The following is a 19,412-nucleotide window of genomic DNA, read 5'->3' as shown; positions in this document are numbered from 1 at the left end:
GGTTCCCGACGCGCGCTTCATCCCTGCCGCTGCGACGTATTCGGCGAAAAGCGGCAGCCGAGCCGATAGCGCGAACCCGGATGCACGAAGCGCGCGAACGTCACCGCGACACCGCTCGTCCACGTGCGGCGCGTCAGTGTCAGGCACGGTTCCTCGGCGTGAATTTCGAGCAGCTCGGCTTCGGCGGGCGTCGGCAGTGCGGCGTCGACCACGTGTTCGAGATCGTGCATCGGCACGACCGTCAGCAGATACTCGGACGGTTTGAGCGCTGAAAAATCGTGTTGCAGAAAATCCGGCGCGACGGCCGGATTCACATAGCGATCTTCGAGCTGCACCGGCAGCCCGTTCTCGCGATGCACGCAGATCACATGAAACACCGAAGCGCCCGGCGGCAACCCCAATGCGTTCGACACCGTGACCGACGCGCTCTCGCGCTGCAACAGCACCATGTCGCAACGATACGCATGGCCGCGCGAGCGGATTTCGTCGCCGATGTGGGCGATCATCAGCAGGGTCGATTGCGGCTTGTTCGGCGCGACGAAGGTGCCGACACCTGATACGCGCGTGACGAGCCCCGCATCGGCGAGCTCGCGCAGCGCGCGATTGACCGTCATGCGCGACACGCCAAGCGTCGCGACGAGGTCGAGTTCCGAAGGCAGACGGTCGCCTGCCTGGCGCTCGCCCGATTCGATGATCTGCTGGATGTGCTGCTTGACCTGCTCGTAGCGCGCGGCGGGTGCTTCGTCGCTGCCGCGCGCGATTTTCGGCGCAACGCGGGACGCGCTGGCGGAGGATTTGCCGTGAGGCTTGTTGCGAACGGTGGTGCTCATAGCGGCTGGGTGTCGTCAGGGCCGCGCGTCCAGAACGCATTGCGGTCGAAATAGTTTTGCAGAAACTGCCGCAGACGCGGCTGCGCGGCATCGTGAAATACGTCGCGCGGCTTGCCCTGCACGGCGATGCGGCCTTGATCGATGAACACGACCTTGTCGGCGACCTGCGCCGCGAAGCCCATCTCATGCGTGACCACGGCCATCGTCATGCCGTCGCGCGCGAGCTGCTTCATCACCTGCAATACTTCGCCGACCAGCTCCGGGTCGAGCGCTGAAGTCGGCTCGTCGAACAACATGATGTGCGGCTCCATCGCGAGCGCACGCGCAATCGCCACGCGCTGCTGCTGACCGCCCGACAGCTTGGCCGGATAGGCGTCGCCCTTGTGCGCGAGGCCGACCGTTTCGAGCATCGCGTTCGCGCGGCGGCGCGCTTCGTCGCCCGACATGCCGCGCACGCGCAGCAGCGCTTCCATCACATTGCCGAGCGCGGTCATGTGCGGCCACAGGTTGAACTGCTGGAACACCATGCCGACGTTGCGGCGCACGCGGTTGATCTCGCCCTGCGACGCGCGCACGCGTTTGCCATTGCGCTCTGCATAGCCGAGCAGTTCGCCTTCGATGCGCACGTCGCCGTGATCGTAGGTTTCGAGCGCGGCGAGGCAGCGCAGCAGCGTGCTCTTGCCCGAACCCGACGGCCCGATGATGCAGACGACTTCGGAGCGCGCGATCTGCAGATCGACGCCGCGCAGCACCTCGACATCGCCGAAGCGCTTGCGCAGATCGCGCACGTCGATCAGCGGCGCGGCGTGCGGTGCGTTCGCCGTGGCGCTGGCGGGCGGCGCGGAAGATTGCGCGGAGGAGGGCATGTCGGCGATGGCGTTCATAGGTGTTCCGGAATCATGCCATGAAGCGTGCGAGGCGGGCTTCGGCCCACATGCCCGCGCGCGAGGTCAACTCGACCAGCGCGAGATAGCACACGCACAAAACCAGCAGGGTTTCGACGAAGGCGAAGGTGGCCGAGCCGATGCCCGTCAGCACGAACGTCAGCTCGGGCACGGTGACGATCGACAGCACAGCGGTTTCCTTGCTCAGCACGATGATCAGATTGGTCAGCGCGGGCACGATCAGCACCATCATCTGCGGCGCCTGGATGCGCAGGATTGCCTGCCAGCGCGTGAGCCCGAGACAGGAAGCCGCTTCGAGATGGCCTTTGGGCACCGACTGGAAGCCGGAGCGGAACGCTTCGGCGAAATACGCGCTGCCATAGAGGCCGAGACCGACGATACCGGCCGTCATCGGTTCGAGCGTGAGTCCGATCGACGGGCCGCCGTAGTACAGCAGAAACAGTTGCACGAGAAACGGCGTGCCGCGCAACAGTTCGATATAGACGCGCAGCGCGGCGCGCAGCCAGCGTCCGCAGAACAGCTGCAGCACCGCGATCAGAAAGCCGATCACAAGACCGATCGCGACGCCCGCGGCCCAACTGCCGAGCGTCGTCGCGAGGCCGGCGGCGATCGGCTGCAGGTTGTGCGTGATGACGGTCGGGTCGAACGTTTGCATGGGGCAGTGGGCGTAGGCTTGGGGTCGGTCAGGCGTGCTGCAAGCGGTGTTCGGCCGCATGCGCGACGAGCGCGAGCGAACCGCAGATCACGAAATAGATGAGCCCCGCGGCGACATACGCTTCGAGCGGCCGGTAGGTGCTCGCCGCGAAGTTCTGCGCGGTGCGCGTCAACTCGGCGACACCGACCACCGAGATCAGCGAGGAAGCCTTGATCAGCAGCACCATTTCGTTGACGAGCGAGGGCAGCGTCAAACGGAACGCCTGCGGTACCAGAATGCGTCGCAGCGTATCGAACGGGGACAGCCCGAGCATGCGCGCGGCTTCGAGGTGGCCGGGCGGAATACTCAGAAAGCCTCCGCGCAGAATTTCAGCGATATACGAAGCCGAGCACAGCGACACCGCGCTGATCGCGGCGACGATCGGCGAGACGTTGATGCCCGCGAACGGCAGCAGGTAGTACACGAGCAGCAACTGCACGAGCATCGGCACGCCGCGAAAGAAGAACACGTAGGCGCCGCCCGCGAGACGCGCCGCGCGATGCTGCGACAGCCGCGCGGTGCATACGCCGATGCCGACGAAAAAGCCGATCACGAGCCCCGTCAGCGAAATGGCGACGGTAGCGAGCGCCGCATGCAACAGCAGTGGCAGGCCCTGAACGAAGACGGTCGTGTTGAACATGGATCGCGGCTGGTGGAACGGGGAGGGCGACGCGCGCAGCGCTATGGCGAAAATACTATCGCGCAGCGCGTGAGGCCCACGTCAATGACGCTCAGTAGTTCGGTGTGGGCTGCGTGGCCGGCATCTCCATCGCGACGCCGAACCACTTCTTCTGCAGCGCGGCGAGGCGGCCATCCTTCTGCATCTTCACGAGCGCGGCGTCGAACGCGTCGGCGAGCGGCTTGCTGTCGGCGTCCTTACGCAATGCATACGCGAAGTACACCTTCGAGCCGAACGGCGGTTGCACGACCGCGAACATCTCGGGGCGTTGTTTGGCCACATACGCGATGTTGGTCATCGAGTTCGCGACCGCGGCGATCCGGCCCGCGGCGAGGTCCGCGTAGGCCTGATTGTTGTCGACGTACTCGCGGATTTCAGGCGGCTTCGGCAGCGTGGCCACGTAGCTCTTCAGCTGATCGAGCTGCGCGGTGCCCTTGCCCGCACCGACCGTCTTGCCGGCGATATCCGACGATTGCTTGACCGAGGCGTCGTTCGCGCGCTTGAGCAGTGCGTCGGTCGCATCGGCGACGGGCAGCGTGTACGTGTAGCGTTCCATGCGCGCCTTCGTGACCGTCAGCGGCCCCCCCACCATGTCGAACTTGCCGGCTTCGAGGCCAGGCAGCACGCTCGGCCACGGCAGGTCGATGAAGCGCACCTTCACGCCGATTTCCTTGCCGATCTCCGCGAACAGGTCCTTGTTGAAGCCGGCCTGCTGGCCGTTCTCGAGAAAGTCGAACGGCGCGAACTGCATTTCGGTACCGACCACCAGTTCGCCGGCCTTCTTCACTTTGGCGAGCTGGTCTTCGGCGTGCGCGGCGACGCTTGCCGCGCACAGCGCCAGCATGACCAGACCACATTTCCAGTCTGCAAGGATACGCATGGGGTTCTCCGGGGGCGAATGGGTGTTGGATTGCCGCGTGTCGATTTCTGTGTGGAACTCGCCGCGCCGGTGGCGCTGCGGCTCTGCAGAGCAGTATATACCGCGTTTCAAGTGAAAAATAAATGCTCGCGCGAGTAGAGAAAAGCCCTGATATGAAGTCGCGCGATGCAACTTGCGAAGGCGCTTTTGGCGGTATATACCACTGCAATGCCGATCCTTGAAGGAGCAGCACGATGCCTGTGACCCATATTCCGATCATCGATTTCGCCGGCGTGCGCGCAGGCGATCCGCTCGCGCTGCAACGTGTCGCGAAGGAAATTCACGAAGCGTGTACGACGATCGGCTTTTTTTACATCGTCAATCATGGCGTGCCGCAAGCGACGATCGACGCCGCCGCGCAGGCCGCGCGCAGGTTCTTCGCGTTCCCGGTCGACACCAAGCGCCGCGCGGCGGTCAATCATCGGCATCGCGGCTTCAATGCGCTGGGCGACGCGACGATGTATCAGGCGAAGCGCCCCGACTACAAGGAGTTTTTCAGCATCGGCCTCGAACTGCCGGAAGACGATCTCGACGTGCTGGCAGGGCAGGCATTACGCGGACCGAACAACTGGCCGGACTTCATGCCCGAGCTAAGGCCGATGCTGTATGACTATTACGAGGCGGTCGGCGCGTGCGGCGCCGATCTGCTGCGCGCGGTCGCCGTGAGCCTCGGCATCGATGCGAATTTTTTCGCGCCGCGCTACACCAAGCGCATGCAGCGCACGCAGATGGTCTACTACCCGCCGCAGCCGCCGCAATCGGATGAGGATCAGTTCGGCGTCGCGCCGCATACCGACTACGGCTGCATCACGCTGCTCTGGCAGGACCAGGTCGGCGGGCTGCAGGTGCGCGAAATCGCCAACGATACGTGGGTCGAGGCGCCGCCCGTCGAAGGCAGCTTCGTCGTCAACGTCGGCGATCTGCTCGCGCGCTGGACCAACGACCGCTTCCGCTCGACGCTGCATCGCGTGATCAATGCGTCGGGGCGCGAGCGCTATTCGATTGCGACGTTCTACGATCCGACCTATGGCGCGCTGGTCGATCCGCGCGAACTCGGCGCGAGCGACACGCACAGCAAATATCCGCCGGTCGCCGCAGGCGACTATATCCTCGGCCGCATCAACGATTCGATGGGCTATCGCAAGAAACTCGCCGCCACGGCACAGCAAGGAAATCCCGCATGACAGAGCACGGCATCACTGAAGATAGAACGACACGGACCGCGACCACGGCCGCCCCGCTCGCGACGACACTCGACGCCTTGCGCGCCGCGCTCGGCGCCGATGCGGTGCGAGTCGGCGAGCAGATCGGCGAACATGCGATGACCGACTGGACCCGCCACGAGCCGACGCGTCCGGCGGCGCTGCTGTTGCCGCGCACGACGGACGAGGTGGCGCGCGCGCTCGCGATCTGCCACGGCGCGCATCAGCCGGTGGTTCCGCAAGGCGGCATGACCGGACTCGCGGGTGGCGCGATCGCGCGCGCCACCGATATCGCGTTGTCGCTCGAACGACTGACCGGCGTCGAGGAACTCGACGCCGCGTCGGCCACGCTGACCGTGCGCGCCGGCACCACGTTGCAGACCGCACAGGAAGCCGCCGAAGCAGCGGGCTTCGAACTCGCGCTCGATCTCGGCGCGCGCGGCTCGTGTCAGATCGGCGGCAATCTCGCCACCAACGCGGGCGGCAATCGCGTGATCCAGTCCGGCACCGCGCGCGATCAGGTGCTCGGCCTCGAAGTGGTGCTCGCGAATGGCGACGTGCTGAGCTCGCTCGGCAAGATGGTCAAGAACAACACCGGCTACGACCTGAAGCACTGGTTCATCGGTTCGGAGGGCACGCTCGGCGTGATCACGCGCGCGGTGTTGCGCTTGCATCCGCGGCGCGCGGCGCGGCATACGGCGCTCGTCGCGCTCGACGATTACGATGCCGCGGTGAGCCTGCTGCGCCGTCTCGCGACGCGTTTCGGCAACGACATCGGCGCGTTCGAGATCATGTGGCCGGACTTCTACGACTTCGGCGTGAATCTGACGGGGGCGCGCTCGCCGTTCGACGCCCCGCATCCGCTTTATGCGTTGATCGAACATGCGGGCTTCGATGCCGACGACGGGGGCGAACGCTTCGCGCAAGTGCTGACCGATGCGCTGGAAGCGGGCGCGTTACGCGATGCGGTGATCGCGCAATCGGTCGGCGATGCGCACGCGCTGTGGGCGATTCGCGAGTGCACCGCGGAGTTTCCAATCAAGCTCGATCCGATCAACTTCGACGTGAGTCTGCCGATCGGCGAGATCGGCGCATTCGTCGACCATTGCCGCGCGGCGCTCGATCAACGCTGGCCCGGCAACGAAGCGTATTTCTTCGGGCATATCGGCGATTCGAATCTGCATCTGACCGTCGATGGCCGTTCGATACCCGGCGTCGATCATCACGCGGTCTATGCGTTCGTCTATGAGATGCTGGGGCCGTTGCATGGGTCGGTGTCGGCGGAGCATGGTATCGGTTCGCTGAAGCGCGAGTTTCTGCCGATTTCACGCTCGCCGGCCGAGCTTGCGGCGATGGTCGCGATCAAGCATGCGCTTGATCCGCACGGAATTTTGAATCCGGGGAAGTTGTTCTGATACTGAGGGAGGCGGCGCGTGCGCCGCCTCATTGATCAGTGCGCCGACACCGAATCGAGCCCCGTCGCCCGAACCGTTTCCTGCGCGGCAGGCGACGCCAGATACTCGAGCAACGCCTTCGCTTCCTGCGGATGGGGCGCGTTGACCGGAATCCCCGCCGCAAAACGCGTGACCGATTGCACCGAATCCGGGATCTTGCCGACGAAGGTCGCCCCCTTCACCGGCAGCAACTCGCTGACCTGCTGGAAGCCGACTTCATACTCGCCGCTCGCCACGACCGAGGCGACCGGAATCTTCGGCACCATCTTCGCCTTCGCGCCGACCTGAGCTTCGATGCCGAGCCGCTTGAACAACTCGCGCTGAATATAGACGCCGCTCGCGCTGTCCGAGTAGGCGATCGACTTCGCATGCAGCAACACGTCCTTCAGGCCGTCGACGGTGCTGATATCGGGCTTCGGCGCGCCGTCGCGCACCACCATGCCGATGCGCGAATCGGCGAGTTCCACGCGCGAAGCGGGCATGACCTTGCCCTGCTTGATCAGCTCGTCGAGCGCATAGCCGACCATGATCACGACGTCCGCGGGTTCGCCGCGCGCGAGCCGGTTCGGAATCGCTTCGGGCGATTGACCCATCGACGGGCCGAGGATCGTGTCTAGTGTGTTGCCGGTCGACGCCGCGAACTGCGGTCCGAGCTGTTTATACGCGGCAGTGAAGCCGCCCGAGGTCATCACGTGAAGTTCGGCCGCCTCGACCTGGGTGGCGGCGACGCTGTTGCCGAGCAGCCCGGCGGTGAACAAGGCCAGAAAGAATTTTTTCATTGGTAGGGTTGGGAGAATGCGAAGGGGATCGATACGCCACCGCAACCATACCGGAACGACGGCGCGCCGAGAACCCGCCACGCGCAGATAACGCGTGGCGCATCGGCCCCGCGCCGCCGTCAATGCGCGTTCAGATAGGTGACGATCAACGGATAAACGTCGAGCGCCGCGTTCTTGCCGAAGATGCAGTCGATATGCCCATAGCCCGGAATCAGATGCCGCTCGTACGGCTCGTCGGGGAAGCGCTTGCGCAGCAGGTCGTAAGTGAGCTCGGTGCTGACCGGCAGATAGGTCTCGTTCTTCTCGCCGTGGATAAAGCCGATCGGCAGACGCATGCCCTCGAGTCCTCGCATGCCGTTCGTGCCGGTCAGATAGACATCGTCGCCGGCCGCATCGACGACCTTGCCGGCACGCACCATCGTGGCCAGATGCTGGAACACGGCCATGTCGTGAATGCCGAACAGTTCCTGCAGGTTCGCGTGCAGCGTCTCGTTCAGCTTGTCGTGCTCGTAGAGCAGCCCATACAGGAACGTCGCGCGATGACAGACCGGATTGCCGCAGCCCTCGCCATGATCGAGCGGATACAGACGCAGCGCCTCGTCGAACAGGTTCGCGGGCCAGGAGTCTTCCTGCGTATAGGCAGTGAGATCGCGCACGCGCAGATGCTGCATCAGGTCGGGAATATGCAAGCCGGCCTTGATGCGTTGCAGCGTGCCCGGCACCGGATGCGCCGACACCTGCGAAATCACGGCCGAGCGCACGCCGTCGAGCCCGTTCAGCAGCGACATGGTCAGCGCGAGGCCGCCCAGGCAGTGGGCGAGCACCTGGATCTGCGGCACGCCGGTCAGCTCGCGAATCTTCGCGACCGCGGCGGGGATGTCCTCGCGCGCGACCTTGTCGACGTTGGTCGGCACCAGCACGCTCGGCAGTTCGATGCTGACGCGCAGATCGACGAGCCACACGTCATAGCCCGACGCGTACAGATATTCGACGAGATTGGTCGGCGTCAGATCGGTCGAGAATATGCGGCTCGATACCCCCGAGCCATGGATCAGCAGGATCGGCTTCGAGGCTTTGCCCGCGCCTGGATCGAAGTAGCGCGTGAGCTTGAGTCGTGTGCGGTCGGGCGTATCGAAGTAGGTGATTTGCGGTGCCGGCGCGCGCAGTGCGCGTTTCGCGCGCGGCGGCGTGTACGGATCGTAGAACTGCAGCGGCGCCGCGACCCCGCCGTATTCGGTGTACAGCACCCCCGCGAAGAACTTGCCGAACTTCAGCGTCCATTCGAGGCGCGTCTTCAGATCGGGCGCATGCGTGACTTCGAGCGTGCGCTGCTCCTTCAGGAAGTTTTCCGGTGTGACGATCAGCGTCGCGGTGCCGACGACGGGCGCATCGTCCTGCGCCGACGCGCGAATCTCCGTGTACAACGTGTTGGTCTGCTCCCACAGATTGATCGGCGAGGTGCGGGTGATGATCTTCTTGCCGGTCAGATACCAGGTCTTGCCTTCGACCGCGGTGAGCGTCATCCGGTAGTTCATGTTGCGCTCGTCGACGTCGGACTCGTCGACGACGAACAGGTTGAACGTGCCGTCGCTGATCGTCAGCGATTGCGCGGAGAGGGCGGGGCAGGTCAGCGTGCCGGCGGTTCGCGCGAGATGATTCGGGTTGCTCAGCATGTCGGCGAGATCGTCGGATTCGACCGTCAGCGTGAATTCGATCGGGCTCTTCGCGGCTTCGCCCGCTGCGTTGGGCGTGTAGGTGCCGACCATCGTCTCGGTGAAGCGCAGGCCGATCTTCTGCGCCGGCGGCGCGGCGGCGGTGCCCGGCGACGTGTAATCGATCGGCCAGCCATGCGCCTTGGCCAGCAGCGCGCAATTGCGTTCGGCGAGCGCGGAGATGGTCAGGAGCGGATTGACGCCGAGCGACAGCGGCATCACCGCGCCGTCCATCACGTAGAGGCCGTCGTGCACCGCGGCCCCGGCCTTGTCGCTGAACACGCGGCCTAGATGATCGACCACACCGTGCCAGGCGTCCTCGCCCATGCCGCAGCCGCCGAGCGGATGCACGGTGACGGTGCGCCGGCCGGCGATCTTCGTCGAAATCGGGTTGCGCAGATATTTGCCGCCGAGCGGCTTCGTCGCCGCGATCAGCACGTCCTCGATGGCCTGAAAGATCGGCTGGCGTCCCGCGTTTTTCCACTCGATGCGCGCCCGGCCTTTGTCACCGACCGTGATGCGGCCGCTTTCGTCGTCGTGCGCCATCACGAGGTAGCTTTGCGTGTGATTGAGCGCGCCGTGGTACGGCCCGCGAATCAGGCTTTCGATCGCGCGGGCGTCGTAGGCGATCCTGTCGAGCAGCGGAGGCGGGCCGTCCGGATCCACGCCTTCGAGCGGCGCGACCGCGCCGAGCATGCCGACCAGCGCCTCGCCGACCGGCCCGGCGAGCGAGCCTTCCTCGATCACATAGCCATTCTTGACGGTTTCCTCGTCGGCGCGATTGTCGATGATCCCGGTGATCGTGGGGCCGACCGGCGGAATCTGCCCTTTCTTGTGCGCGCCCCAGCCGACGCCGTTGATCGTGTCCTTCGTGTTGTAGGCGAACGCGAGCACGTCGCCGTTGCCGGTGAAATGCCGGCCGAGCATGTCCGAGGTGCCCAAGCCCGCATCGCGCGAGCGCAGCAGCAGCGCGCTCGAACCGATCGCGCCCGCCGCGACGATGACGATATCGGCCAGCACGAACAGATCGGGCGCGTCGTAGCTTTCGCGGCCGAGCTTCACGAGCTGGAAGCTGACCTTCCATTGCTGCGTGTCGGGATCGCGCAGCACCGAATGCACGGCCGTGCCGGTGAAGATCTGCGCGCCGTGCGCGACCGCGTCGGGCAGATAGTTCATGTGCGTCGAGTTCTTCGCGTCGTAGTTGCAACCTGAGTTGCAATCGCCGCAACCGACGCAGCGCTGCTGCTCGACGCCGGCCGCGTTGGGGCCGTCCTTGAACGTGACGGTGATCGGCGGACGGCTGAAGTGTTCGGCCATCCCGAGTGCGTGCGCCGATTTTTCGAGCGCCTGCAGCTTCGGCAGCGGCGGGAAATCGTCGGGCACGGGCGACGGCGACAGCATTTTCCGGGCAAGCGCATAGCCCTCGTCGCGTCCGGCCTGGTCGGCGCGCAGCGCGGCCGGCCAGCGCGGGTCGTCCCACAGGCGCGGATCGGCCTCGAGCGCGACGTTCGCGTTGATCAGCGAGGTGCCGCCGAGCCCGCAGCCCACCACCGCGTTGACGTCCTCGTTCACGTGCACTTCGAGCAACGCCAGCGGCGAGCCGATCTGTGCCTCGGCGGTGTTGTACTGGATCTGCTCGACGCCCTGCACGGGCGTGCGCGGAAACTCGCCGGCCATGAATTCGCGCCCGCGTTCGAGCACGCACACGCGGCGGCCCGCGCGCGCCATCCGGCTCGCGGCGATCCCGCCGCCGTAGCCCGAACCAATCACGACCACCTCGTAATGCCCTTGCAGCGCCGTCGGCGCGCTCGATAAGCGGTTCATCAGGACCACCTCGTCTGAAATCGGATGCGGGGAACGGAAGCTCGGCTTCTGAACAAAGACGGCGTGCGGCGACAGCTTTTTTATCGTAGGCGGAATATGGGCGCAAAAAAAGGCGCGCCGTGGAAGGCGCGCCGGAGTCGTAGCGTGCGACGTTCAGGGGGCATGTCCGGCCCGCCGTTGCCGGGTGTCGCCGGCCGGTTGGGCATGCGCCTTTAGTTCGCTTTTTATGTGGCCTGTTGGTTGTACGAACTATTACGCGGCCACTTCATTGCATTCACTATCGATCGATTCCGCCGCGAGCAGATTCAGCGCCACCAGAATCGCCGCGCGATTGTCGACGTCGATCGCGATGCCGAGCACGTCGGCGAGCCAGCGGCCGATCTTCGTGTTGGAAAATTCTTCGGCACCGGCCGTCTTTTTCATCGTGACGCCGAGTTTGACGGCGCGATAGTGATAAGAGGGGACCCGATGCTGAGCCGCGACCGCCGACAGGCCGCCTTTGCCCTCCGAGCACCAGCCGAGGCTGCCGGCCAGCACGATCCGCTCCGGCTCGTCGAGCCCTTCGATGAACTCGCGCGCCGCGCGCCGCACGCCCTGTTCGTCGAGGCCGTATTGCAGCAGCATGCTTTGCACCGGGTCTTCGAGCGCTTGCGCGTGCAGATCGATCTCCTGCTCGATGCCCTCGGTTTCCATCGACACGTTGCGCTGATGGCACGCGCTGCGCAGGCAGTCGATCAGGTAACGGCGGAAATACGCGCACACGGCGTAGCTGTTGGACGGCGCGCTGTCGGCGCACGCGTTCGTTTCGGTGTGACCGGGCGCGAGGCGCAGCACCTTCGCATAGATGAACTGTGCGACCAGTTCTTCCTTGTCCTCGCCGAGCGCCTGCAATTCGAGCGGGTGGTAGGTCCGCAACGCGCGCTTGACGAGTTCGACCATCGACACCATTTCGTCGGCGGACAGCCGGGTGCGCCTGCGCCACAGGTCGGGCAGGATCGCGTCGTCGAGTTGGCGGGCGAACTCGTAGCTCGGGACTGCGCCCATGGAAACCTCCATCACGGTTGGCGAGGAGCGCGGTGGCCCGCGGCGTGTAGGCCGCGAGGCGAGGGAAGGAGTCTGAAGTGCCGCGCTGAAACGTGAATTCAGTATGGGTCGCGGCAACGCCTTCGCCTATATGGATTAAGTGTTAGCTGATGGGTAAACTGCCGGGTAAACCTTCTGACGGATTGCTGACTATTCGTCTGAAGGTAAGGCATTCGCCGTAGAATGAGCCGCGCGGGCGGCGTGTCGCGTCGCCCGGTTCGACCCGCGGTTCCGCCGGAGCGCCGGAGCGCCGGTGCGCCGGCGCTTGGTCAGTGCTTCGCCCCAGCGGAGTTGCAAGGCCCCGCCGCGACAAACTGCGTGGGATCGGAGTCGGAGCCTTGCTCCAGCGCCGATCGACTTAGGAGACCGCTCCATGCGGGCCGACCCGATCCAACGTGCCATCGACGAAGACCTCGTGCGCGTGCTCTACGCGCAGGACCCGATCGCGTTCTTTTCGCACTGGTTTTCGATCGCGGTGCTCGTGGCGATCTACTGGCCGCATATTCCTTCGCCGCCGCTCTTTATCGCGTGCTTCACTTTTTACGCGCTCGCCAATTGCGCGGGGCTCGCGCTGTGGATCTGCAATCGGCGCTATCCGAAGCTGGTCTCGCCGCGCGACTGGATCTATCTGCACGCGCTGCGCGGCGTGCTGTTGTACAGCGGGCCGGGCTTCGCGGTGTGGTTCGCGTTCCAGAGTCCGCAGACCGACCTGCCGCTGCTGCATACCGTGATGCTCGTGACGCTCGCGGCCGGCGTGTTCATGTCGAATGGTTTCGATCTCCTCAATTTTTCGACGTCGATTCCGTTCCTGCTGCTGCCGTCGATCGTGCTGCACTTCGGCTCCCACACGTTCGATCGCACGATTCTCGCGATCGTGCTCGCGTTCTTCTTCTGCGCGATCAACGTCTACGCGATGAGTTATCGCAAGCTGTTCCGGCAGGTCGTGCAGGCGCGCGTGGATCAGCAGTACCTCGCGGAATCGCTTGCCGCGCAAAAGCGTGTCGCCGAAGAGGCGAGCCTCGCGAAGACGCGGTTTTTCGCGGCGGCAAGCCACGATCTGCGTCAGCCGCTGCATGCGATCGGCCTGCTGGCGGCGGCCCTGAACGATCCGGCGGCGACGCCCGCGCAACACGCGAAAACCGCCGGGCATATCGTCTACAACGTCGAGGCGCTCAACGAGCTGTTCAACCAGGTGCTCGATCTCGCGCGGCTCGAAAGCGGCGTGACCCAGGTGATCCGTTTGCACTTCCGGCTTGCCGAGCTGTTCGAGCGGGTCGGCAGCCAGTATCGTCCGCAGGCTGCGGCGAAGGGGCTCGCACTGCGTATCGCGCCGACTTCGATGATCGTCTACGACGATCCGGTGCTACTGGAGCGGGTGCTGAGCAATCTGCTGTCGAACGCGGTGCGTTATACCGAGCAAGGGGCGATCTGGCTCGGCTTGCGACGCGCGGGTCGACCGAATGGCGGCTATATCGAGGTGCGCGATTCGGGCGTCGGCATTGCGCCGGAAGAGCACGAGCGTATTTTCGAGGAGTTCTATCAGGTCGAGAATCCGCAGCGCGACGCGCGCCAGGGCCACGGGCTCGGGCTGCCGACCGTCAAGCGGCTCGTCGGCCTGCTCGGCGGCGAGTTGCAGCTGCGCTCGGCGCCGGGACGCGGCTCGGTGTTCCGCTTTGCGGTGCAGGCGGGCGATGCGAGCGGGATCGTGGCGAGTCTGAACGACTCGGTTGCGGGCGGCCCGGCCGCTCTGGGGCGGCGCGTGCTGTGCATCGACGACGATCCGTCGATACTGGAAGGGCTCGCGAGTCTGCTCGAGCGTTGGGGCTGCGCCGTGCGCGGCGCGCGCGACGAAGCCGAGGCGCTCGCCGCGCTCGCGGACGGCTTCGTGCCCGACGCGGTGCTGTGCGACTACCAGCTCGCCAATCGTCGCACCGGCGCGCAGGCGCTCAGCGCGCTGCGCGGCGCGCTCGCGCGAGAAGGGCACGACCATGTGGTGACGGTGCTAATTACGGGCGACATGGCATCGGCCGAGCTGACGGCGCTCGCGTTGCAGGGGATTCCAGTGCTGCACAAGCCGGTGACGCCGGCGCGCTTGCGGCGCACGCTGGAGATGCTGTGGCAGCAGGCGATCGACGAGGGGCGGCCGGCGGGCGCGGCGGTGCAGGGGGACGGCGCGGCGCAAGGCGCTACAACGTCTTCCCCGCCTCCAACCATCCATTGATCACCGCGATCGCGGTCGAGCGGTTGTGCACGCCGAGCGCCCGAAAGATCACCGACAGATGGACCTTCACCGTGCCTTCGGCGACACCGAGCTCGCGCGCGATCATCTTGTTGGTCCAGCCGCGATGCACGAGCCGCATGATGTCCTGCTGACGTGGGGAGAGGTTCTCCAGCAGATGCTGCTGGTGCGGTTGCAGCGAGGGCACCAGCGTCAGCGGTTCGGTCTGTGAGGCGCTGCCCGGACCCGCCGCGCGCCCGGCTTGCGCCGACACGCCAGCCGAGCCCTCGGCATCGGCCCCCGCGCAGCCGGCCGCTTGCGTCTCGCGCGTGCCGAGCAGACTCAGCGCTTCCATCGGCACATAAGCACCGCCGGACAACACCAGTTCGATTGCCTTCAGCATCACGCTGGCGGGCTGGCGCTTCGGCACGAAGCCGAGCGCGCCGGCCGCGAGCACCGCGCGCATCTCGTCGGGCGATTCCTCCGCGGACAGCACGACGACCGGCAACGCCGGGTTCGCCTTCAGCAGCGTTTCGAGCGACCTCGCGCCGCTCATGCCCGGCATATGCAGATCGACGATCGCCAGATCGTGATTCGCGTCGGGGCGCGCCGCGCTCGCGAGGGTTTCCCAACTGTCGGCTTCGTCGAACTGGGCGTCGGGATCGAAGCCGCGCAGCATCCCTTTGACGCCTTGCCGGATCAGTTCATGGTCGTCGGCTACAAGAAACTTCATGATGTCTCCGCGAGTCGCGCCTGTCCGTTGAGGGCTGCCGGTCTCGTTCTATGCGCTTCGTGATGATAAGGCAGGTCTCCCGCGCAGAGGTTCCGGCTTGCTAGGTAGACGAGCCGCGCGCGCCGTTTTTTAAGCGCTTGCGCGCGCGATCCGGCCGCTTATGCGCAGCGGATCGATGTCGGTTCGCGCGCCGCTATCTGACCGCGAACAGCGTCGCATTCATCAGAAGCTTGAAGGCGAAACCGAGCGACATCGCCGCGGCCACGCCGAAGCACCATAGCGCGATGAACCAGAGCCAGCCCGGCAGTTTGCGGCTTTGGGGTTCAGTGATAGTGATGTTGGTCGCCATGACGCACCTTGCCGCGAAAGACCCAGTAACCCATCGTCGTGTACGCGACGATGATCGGCAGGATCACCGCCGCACCGGCCAGCGTGAACGTCTGGCTCGTGCGCGGCGCGGCGGCTTCCCATAGCGTGATGCTCGACGGAATCGCGTACGGCCACAGGCTCACGAGCAGCCCGAGATAGCCGAGCAGCACGAGCGCCAGCGCAAGCACGAACGGCGTGTTGTGATGGCGCGCGCGCACCGCGCGATGCATGAAGAACGCGCAGATCGCGACGAGGAACGGCACCGGCAACAGACGGTGGAAGATCCCGTCATGGAACCAGCGTTGCGCGATGCCCGCGTCCATCAGCGGCGTCCAAAGGCTCACGAGGGCGATGAAGCCGAGCAGCACCAGCGTGAGCGGCCAGACGACGCGATGCAGCCGCCGCTGCAGATCGCCCTCGGTCTTCGCGATCAGCCAGCAGCAGCCGAGCAGCGCGTAGGTCGCGACGAGCCCGAGGCCCGTCAGCAGACTGAACGGCGTGAGCCAGCCGAACGCGCCGCCGGCATAGGCGCCATCGACGACCGGGATGCCTTGCAGGAAGGCGCCGAGCACGCTGCCCTGGAAGAACGCCGCACCGGCCGAGCCGCCGATGAACGCGAGATCCCACAGATGCTTCGTGCGACGCGACTTCGCGCGGATCTCGAACGACACGCCGCGAAAGATCAGGCACACGAGCATGAAGACGAGCGGCAGATAGAGCGCCGACAGCACGGTCGAGTAGACGACCGGAAACACCGCGAACAGCGCGGCCCCGCCGAGCACGAGCCAGGTTTCGTTGCCGTCCCACACCGGCGCGACCGTGTTCATCATCAGGTCGCGTTCCTTTTCATCGGGAAAGAACGGGAAGACGATGCCGATGCCGAGGTCGAAGCCGTCCAGCACGACGTACATGAAAAGGCCCAGCGCGATGATCGCGGCCCATACGACGGTTACGTCCATTTGGTTTCTCTCGAATCGTGGTTAGACGGCGTCGATCATCTGATCGGCGGCGGACAGCGGCCGGCGCGCGCTCTGCGCGAGCGACGGTTGCGATAGGCCGTGCGCCGTGTCGTGCGGCTTGCCGCCTGGCAGCGCGGGGCCCGAGCGCATCAGCTTCAGCATGTAGTAGATGCCGGTGCCGAACACGAGGAAGTAGACGAGCACGAACGTCATCAGCGACAGACCGACCTGCTGCGTGCTCAGCGGCGACACCGCTTGCGAGGTGCGCATCACGCCGTACACGACCCACGGCTGGCGGCCCGCTTCGGTGGTGACCCAGCCGGCCAGCAGCGTGATGAAGCCGCTCGGCCCCATCGCGACGCACAGGCGCTGGAACCACTTCGCTTCGAACAGACGCCCGCGGCGGCGCAGCACCCAGGCCGCGATCGACATCGCGATCATCAGCACGCCGAGGCCCGCCATGATGCGGAAGCTCCAGAACACGACGGTGGAATCGGGGCGGTCCTGCGGCGGGAATTCCTTCAGGCCGCGGATTTCGCCGTCCCAGCTATGCGTGAGGATCAGGCTACCGAGGTGGGGAATCGACACCGCGTAGCGCGTGGTTTCCGCCTTCATGTCGGGGATGCCGAACAGGTTCAGCGCGGTGCCGCCTTTCTCGGTGTCCCACAAGCCTTCGATCGCCGCGATCTTGGCCGGCTGATACTGGCGCGTATTCAGGCCGTGCTGATCGCCGACGAATGCCTGGATCGGCGTGAGGATCAGCAGCAGCCAAAGCGCCATCGAGAACATTTTCTTCACGGCCGGATCGCGCCGGCCGCGCAGCAGATGCCACGCGCCGACTGCCGCGACCACCAGCCCCGCGACGATGAACGCCGCGAGCGCCATATGCGCGAGCCGGTACGGGAACGACGGATTGAAGATGATCTTGAACCAGTCGAGCGGCACGACATGACCGTCGACGACCTCGAAGCCCTGCGGCGTTTGCATCCAGCTATTGGACGCGAGAATCCAGAAAGTCGAGATCAGCGTGCCGATCGCGACCATCAGCGTCGCGCCGAAATGCGCGCGCGGACTCACGCGTTGCCAGCCGAACAGCATGATGCCGAGGAAGCCCGCTTCGAGAAAGAACGCGGTCATCACCTCGTACATCAGGAGCGGTCCGGTGATGGGCCCGGCGAAACTCGAAAAGCCCGACCAGTTGGTGCCGAACTGATAGCTCATCACGACGCCGGAGACGACGCCCATGCCGAAGGCCACTGCGAAGATCTTCGACCAGAACAGACAAAGATCTTTGTAGTACGCCTTGCCGGTTTTCAGCCAACGCCATTCGAGAACGGCAATGAAACTGGCCAGACCGATGCTGAGTGCGGGAAAAACAATGTGGAAAGAAACGGTGAACGCGAATTGAATGCGAGCGAGATCGAATGCCGATAGTGCGGAGTTCATGATCCTGTTGTGCGTGATGACCGCGTGAACGGACTTACGCGCGTCGACCGATGTCGGTGCGCACTGCGCGGGGCAGATGGCGCAAGAGTAGGGGATCGATGGAAAATGTGTTGCAATGCGATGTGCGTCAATAAACCGCCTTGTTTTATGCGAAAGACGTTTATCGGTTTGGCAAGCCGTTGATGAGTATCAAGTTTCTTTGGTCGGCGGCGGTGCGGCCGCGTGCGGGTCGTGACATTCGCTGCGGCAATCGACCGCGCTGCAGCAATCGGTTTTGTCGCGCATTGTCCATGCGCCGTTCGTTTCGCATTCGGTGGTATTGCGTAAATCGTATTGGCTCGTTATTGATGGTGTCATCGGCGCGGTTATTTCCCATCGGCATGGCTCAATAGCGACTTACCGCACGCCGATCACGCCGGCCGTTTCCATGGTTTCCGTTATCCATTGCCTTATCCGCACGGCGTTCTGTCATGCGTCGCGCGCATGCTTCGTGAACAGCTTCCGCTTCATCCACCTGCCGGCAACGGCAGACTTCATCCACAAGGAGTCAGCAGATGAGCACGATCAGGACGAAAGACGGTACCGCGATTTTCTACAAGGACTGGGGCAAGGGTCGCCCGGTCGTGTTTTCGCACGGCTGGCCGCTCACCGCCGATGCCTGGGATGCGCAGATGCTGTTTCTCGGCAGCAAGGGCTTTCGCGTGATCGCGCACGACCGTCGCGGTCATGGCCGCTCGGAGCAGCCGTGGGACGGCAACGAGATGGACACCTATGCCGACGATCTTGCCGCGCTGATCGAACATCTCGATCTGCAGGACGCGACGCTGGTCGGCCATTCGACGGGCGGCGGTGAAGTCGCGCATTACATCGGCCGGCATGGCACGGGGCGCGTCGCGAAGGCCGTGCTGATCGGCGCGGTGCCGCCGCTGATGCTGAAGACCGCGGACAATCCGCTCGGCCTGCCGATCGACGTGTTCGATGGCATTCGCAAGGGCGTGCTCGACGATCGCTCGCAGTTCTTCAAGGATCTGGCCGTGCCGTTCTACGGCTACAACCGGGAGGGCGCGAAGGTGTCTCAGGGCGTGATCGATTCGTTCTGGCGGCAAGGCATGGCTGGGTCGATCAAGGGGCTGTACGACTGCATCAAGCAGTTCTCCGAAGTCGACTACACCGAAGACCTGAAGAAGATCGACGTGCCGACCCTGGTGCTGCACGGCGACGACGACCAGATCGTGCCGATCGACGCGGCCGGCCGACAGACCGCGAAGATCGTCAAGAACGCGACGCTGAAGGTCTATCCGGGTGGCCAGCACGGCATGTGCACGGTCGAGGCCGACAAGGTCAACGCCGACCTGCTCGAATTCATCGGCTCCTGAGCGCTCGGCCACGTCATGATGTGATCAGTTGACGGCGCGGGCGGCGCATGGCCGCCGCTCGCGCTGCCCGTCGGGCATGCGCTGGCGCGACGAGCACCCACGGTTGGAACAAATCTCTGTTTCGAGTTATACGATGTCACACGAACGTGGCATTCGTATCTCGTTGTTTTATAAAGAGATGCAAAATACCAAGCCCGTCGTTTAAGGGTAAATGCTGAGTTGAAATCCGC

At 64.9% G+C, this 19,412-nt stretch carries 16 protein-coding genes; 4 read left to right on the top strand and 12 right to left on the bottom strand.

Translation table 11 applies throughout. The features are described from left to right. Positions 1–17 precede the first annotated feature (17 nt). The 5 genes from hutC to CI15_RS10820 form a co-directional block, all read right to left on the bottom strand. A complete protein-coding gene (hutC, locus tag CI15_RS10840) occupies positions 18–830 on the bottom strand; it encodes a histidine utilization repressor (RefSeq protein ID WP_062127535.1) in 813 nt (270 codons plus the stop codon). Continuing rightward, entirely contained in the window at positions 827–1,714 is an 888-nt protein-coding gene (locus CI15_RS10835; protein ID WP_062127533.1) for an amino acid ABC transporter ATP-binding protein, read from the bottom strand. The genes hutC and CI15_RS10835 overlap by 4 nt, the downstream gene beginning before the upstream one ends. A 13-nt stretch (positions 1,715–1,727) precedes the next feature. Then, positions 1,728–2,390 carry an amino acid ABC transporter permease gene (locus CI15_RS10830; RefSeq protein ID WP_062127531.1) on the bottom strand — a complete coding sequence of 221 codons (663 nt, stop codon included), beginning with the start codon at positions 2,388–2,390 and terminating at the stop codon, positions 1,728–1,730. 28 nt (positions 2,391–2,418) lie between these two features. Beyond that, complete coding sequence (locus CI15_RS10825; RefSeq protein ID WP_062127529.1) at positions 2,419–3,069, bottom strand: amino acid ABC transporter permease; 651 nt, start codon at positions 3,067–3,069, stop codon at positions 2,419–2,421. 91 nt (positions 3,070–3,160) lie between these two features. Further along, a complete protein-coding gene (locus CI15_RS10820; RefSeq protein WP_062127528.1) occupies positions 3,161–3,988 on the bottom strand; it encodes a transporter substrate-binding domain-containing protein in 828 nt (275 codons plus the stop codon). Positions 3,989–4,221: 233 nt separating this feature from the next. Here CI15_RS10820 and CI15_RS10815 point away from each other — a divergent pair, with 233 nt between their 5' ends. Both CI15_RS10815 and CI15_RS10810 read left to right on the top strand, forming a co-directional pair. Then, on the top strand, positions 4,222–5,211 hold the full coding sequence (locus CI15_RS10815; RefSeq protein WP_062127526.1) for an isopenicillin N synthase family dioxygenase: 990 nt from the start codon (positions 4,222–4,224) through the stop codon (positions 5,209–5,211). After that, a complete protein-coding gene (locus tag CI15_RS10810) occupies positions 5,208–6,644 on the top strand; it encodes an FAD-binding oxidoreductase (protein WP_062127524.1) in 1,437 nt (478 codons plus the stop codon). The genes CI15_RS10815 and CI15_RS10810 overlap by 4 nt, the downstream gene beginning before the upstream one ends. Positions 6,645–6,679: 35 nt before the next feature. Here the strand turns inward: CI15_RS10810 and CI15_RS10805 are convergent, their stop codons facing one another. From CI15_RS10805 to CI15_RS10795, 3 genes are all read right to left on the bottom strand, one after another. Beyond that, on the bottom strand, positions 6,680–7,462 hold the full coding sequence (locus CI15_RS10805) for a substrate-binding domain-containing protein (protein ID WP_062127522.1): 783 nt from the start codon (positions 7,460–7,462) through the stop codon (positions 6,680–6,682). 119 nt (positions 7,463–7,581) lie between these two features. Further along, entirely contained in the window at positions 7,582–10,998 is a 3,417-nt protein-coding gene (locus CI15_RS10800; protein WP_062127520.1) for an alpha/beta fold hydrolase, read from the bottom strand. A gap of 252 nt (positions 10,999–11,250) precedes the next feature. Then, on the bottom strand, positions 11,251–12,042 hold the full coding sequence (locus CI15_RS10795; protein WP_062127518.1) for a hypothetical protein: 792 nt from the start codon (positions 12,040–12,042) through the stop codon (positions 11,251–11,253). Positions 12,043–12,454: 412 nt separating this feature from the next. On the opposite strand from CI15_RS10795, the gene CI15_RS10790 reads away from it, so the two are divergent. After that, the gene (locus tag CI15_RS10790; protein WP_062127515.1) at positions 12,455–14,302 is read left to right on the top strand and encodes a hybrid sensor histidine kinase/response regulator; all 1,848 of its coding nucleotides are present in this window, start codon (positions 12,455–12,457) and stop codon (positions 14,300–14,302) included. On the opposite strand, the gene CI15_RS10785 is transcribed toward CI15_RS10790, so the two are convergent. The 4 genes from CI15_RS10785 to CI15_RS10775 form a co-directional block, all read right to left on the bottom strand. Beyond that, positions 14,268–15,032 carry a response regulator transcription factor gene (locus CI15_RS10785; RefSeq protein WP_062127513.1) on the bottom strand — a complete coding sequence of 255 codons (765 nt, stop codon included), beginning with the start codon at positions 15,030–15,032 and terminating at the stop codon, positions 14,268–14,270. The genes CI15_RS10790 and CI15_RS10785 overlap by 35 nt on opposite strands. Before the next feature lie 193 nt (positions 15,033–15,225). Continuing rightward, positions 15,226–15,381 carry a hypothetical protein gene (locus CI15_RS37250; protein ID WP_162842043.1) on the bottom strand — a complete coding sequence of 52 codons (156 nt, stop codon included), beginning with the start codon at positions 15,379–15,381 and terminating at the stop codon, positions 15,226–15,228. Beyond that, entirely contained in the window at positions 15,356–16,360 is a 1,005-nt protein-coding gene (gene cydB / locus CI15_RS10780) for a cytochrome d ubiquinol oxidase subunit II (protein WP_062127512.1), read from the bottom strand. The genes CI15_RS37250 and cydB overlap by 26 nt, the downstream gene beginning before the upstream one ends. A gap of 21 nt (positions 16,361–16,381) precedes the next feature. After that, on the bottom strand, positions 16,382–17,806 hold the full coding sequence (locus tag CI15_RS10775; protein ID WP_062127510.1) for a cytochrome ubiquinol oxidase subunit I: 1,425 nt from the start codon (positions 17,804–17,806) through the stop codon (positions 16,382–16,384). Between the two features lie 554 nt (positions 17,807–18,360). On the opposite strand from CI15_RS10775, the gene CI15_RS10770 reads away from it, so the two are divergent. Continuing rightward, positions 18,361–19,182, top strand: a complete 822-nt coding sequence (locus CI15_RS10770; protein WP_062127508.1) for an alpha/beta fold hydrolase — start codon at positions 18,361–18,363, stop codon at positions 19,180–19,182. Positions 19,183–19,412 lie beyond the last annotated feature (230 nt).

The organism is Paraburkholderia monticola (assembly GCF_001580545.1).
GTDB lineage: Bacteria > Pseudomonadota > Gammaproteobacteria > Burkholderiales > Burkholderiaceae > Paraburkholderia > Paraburkholderia monticola.
The sequence above is the reverse complement of the archived record's forward strand: the minus strand, read 5'-3'. Positions and strand labels throughout refer to the sequence as shown.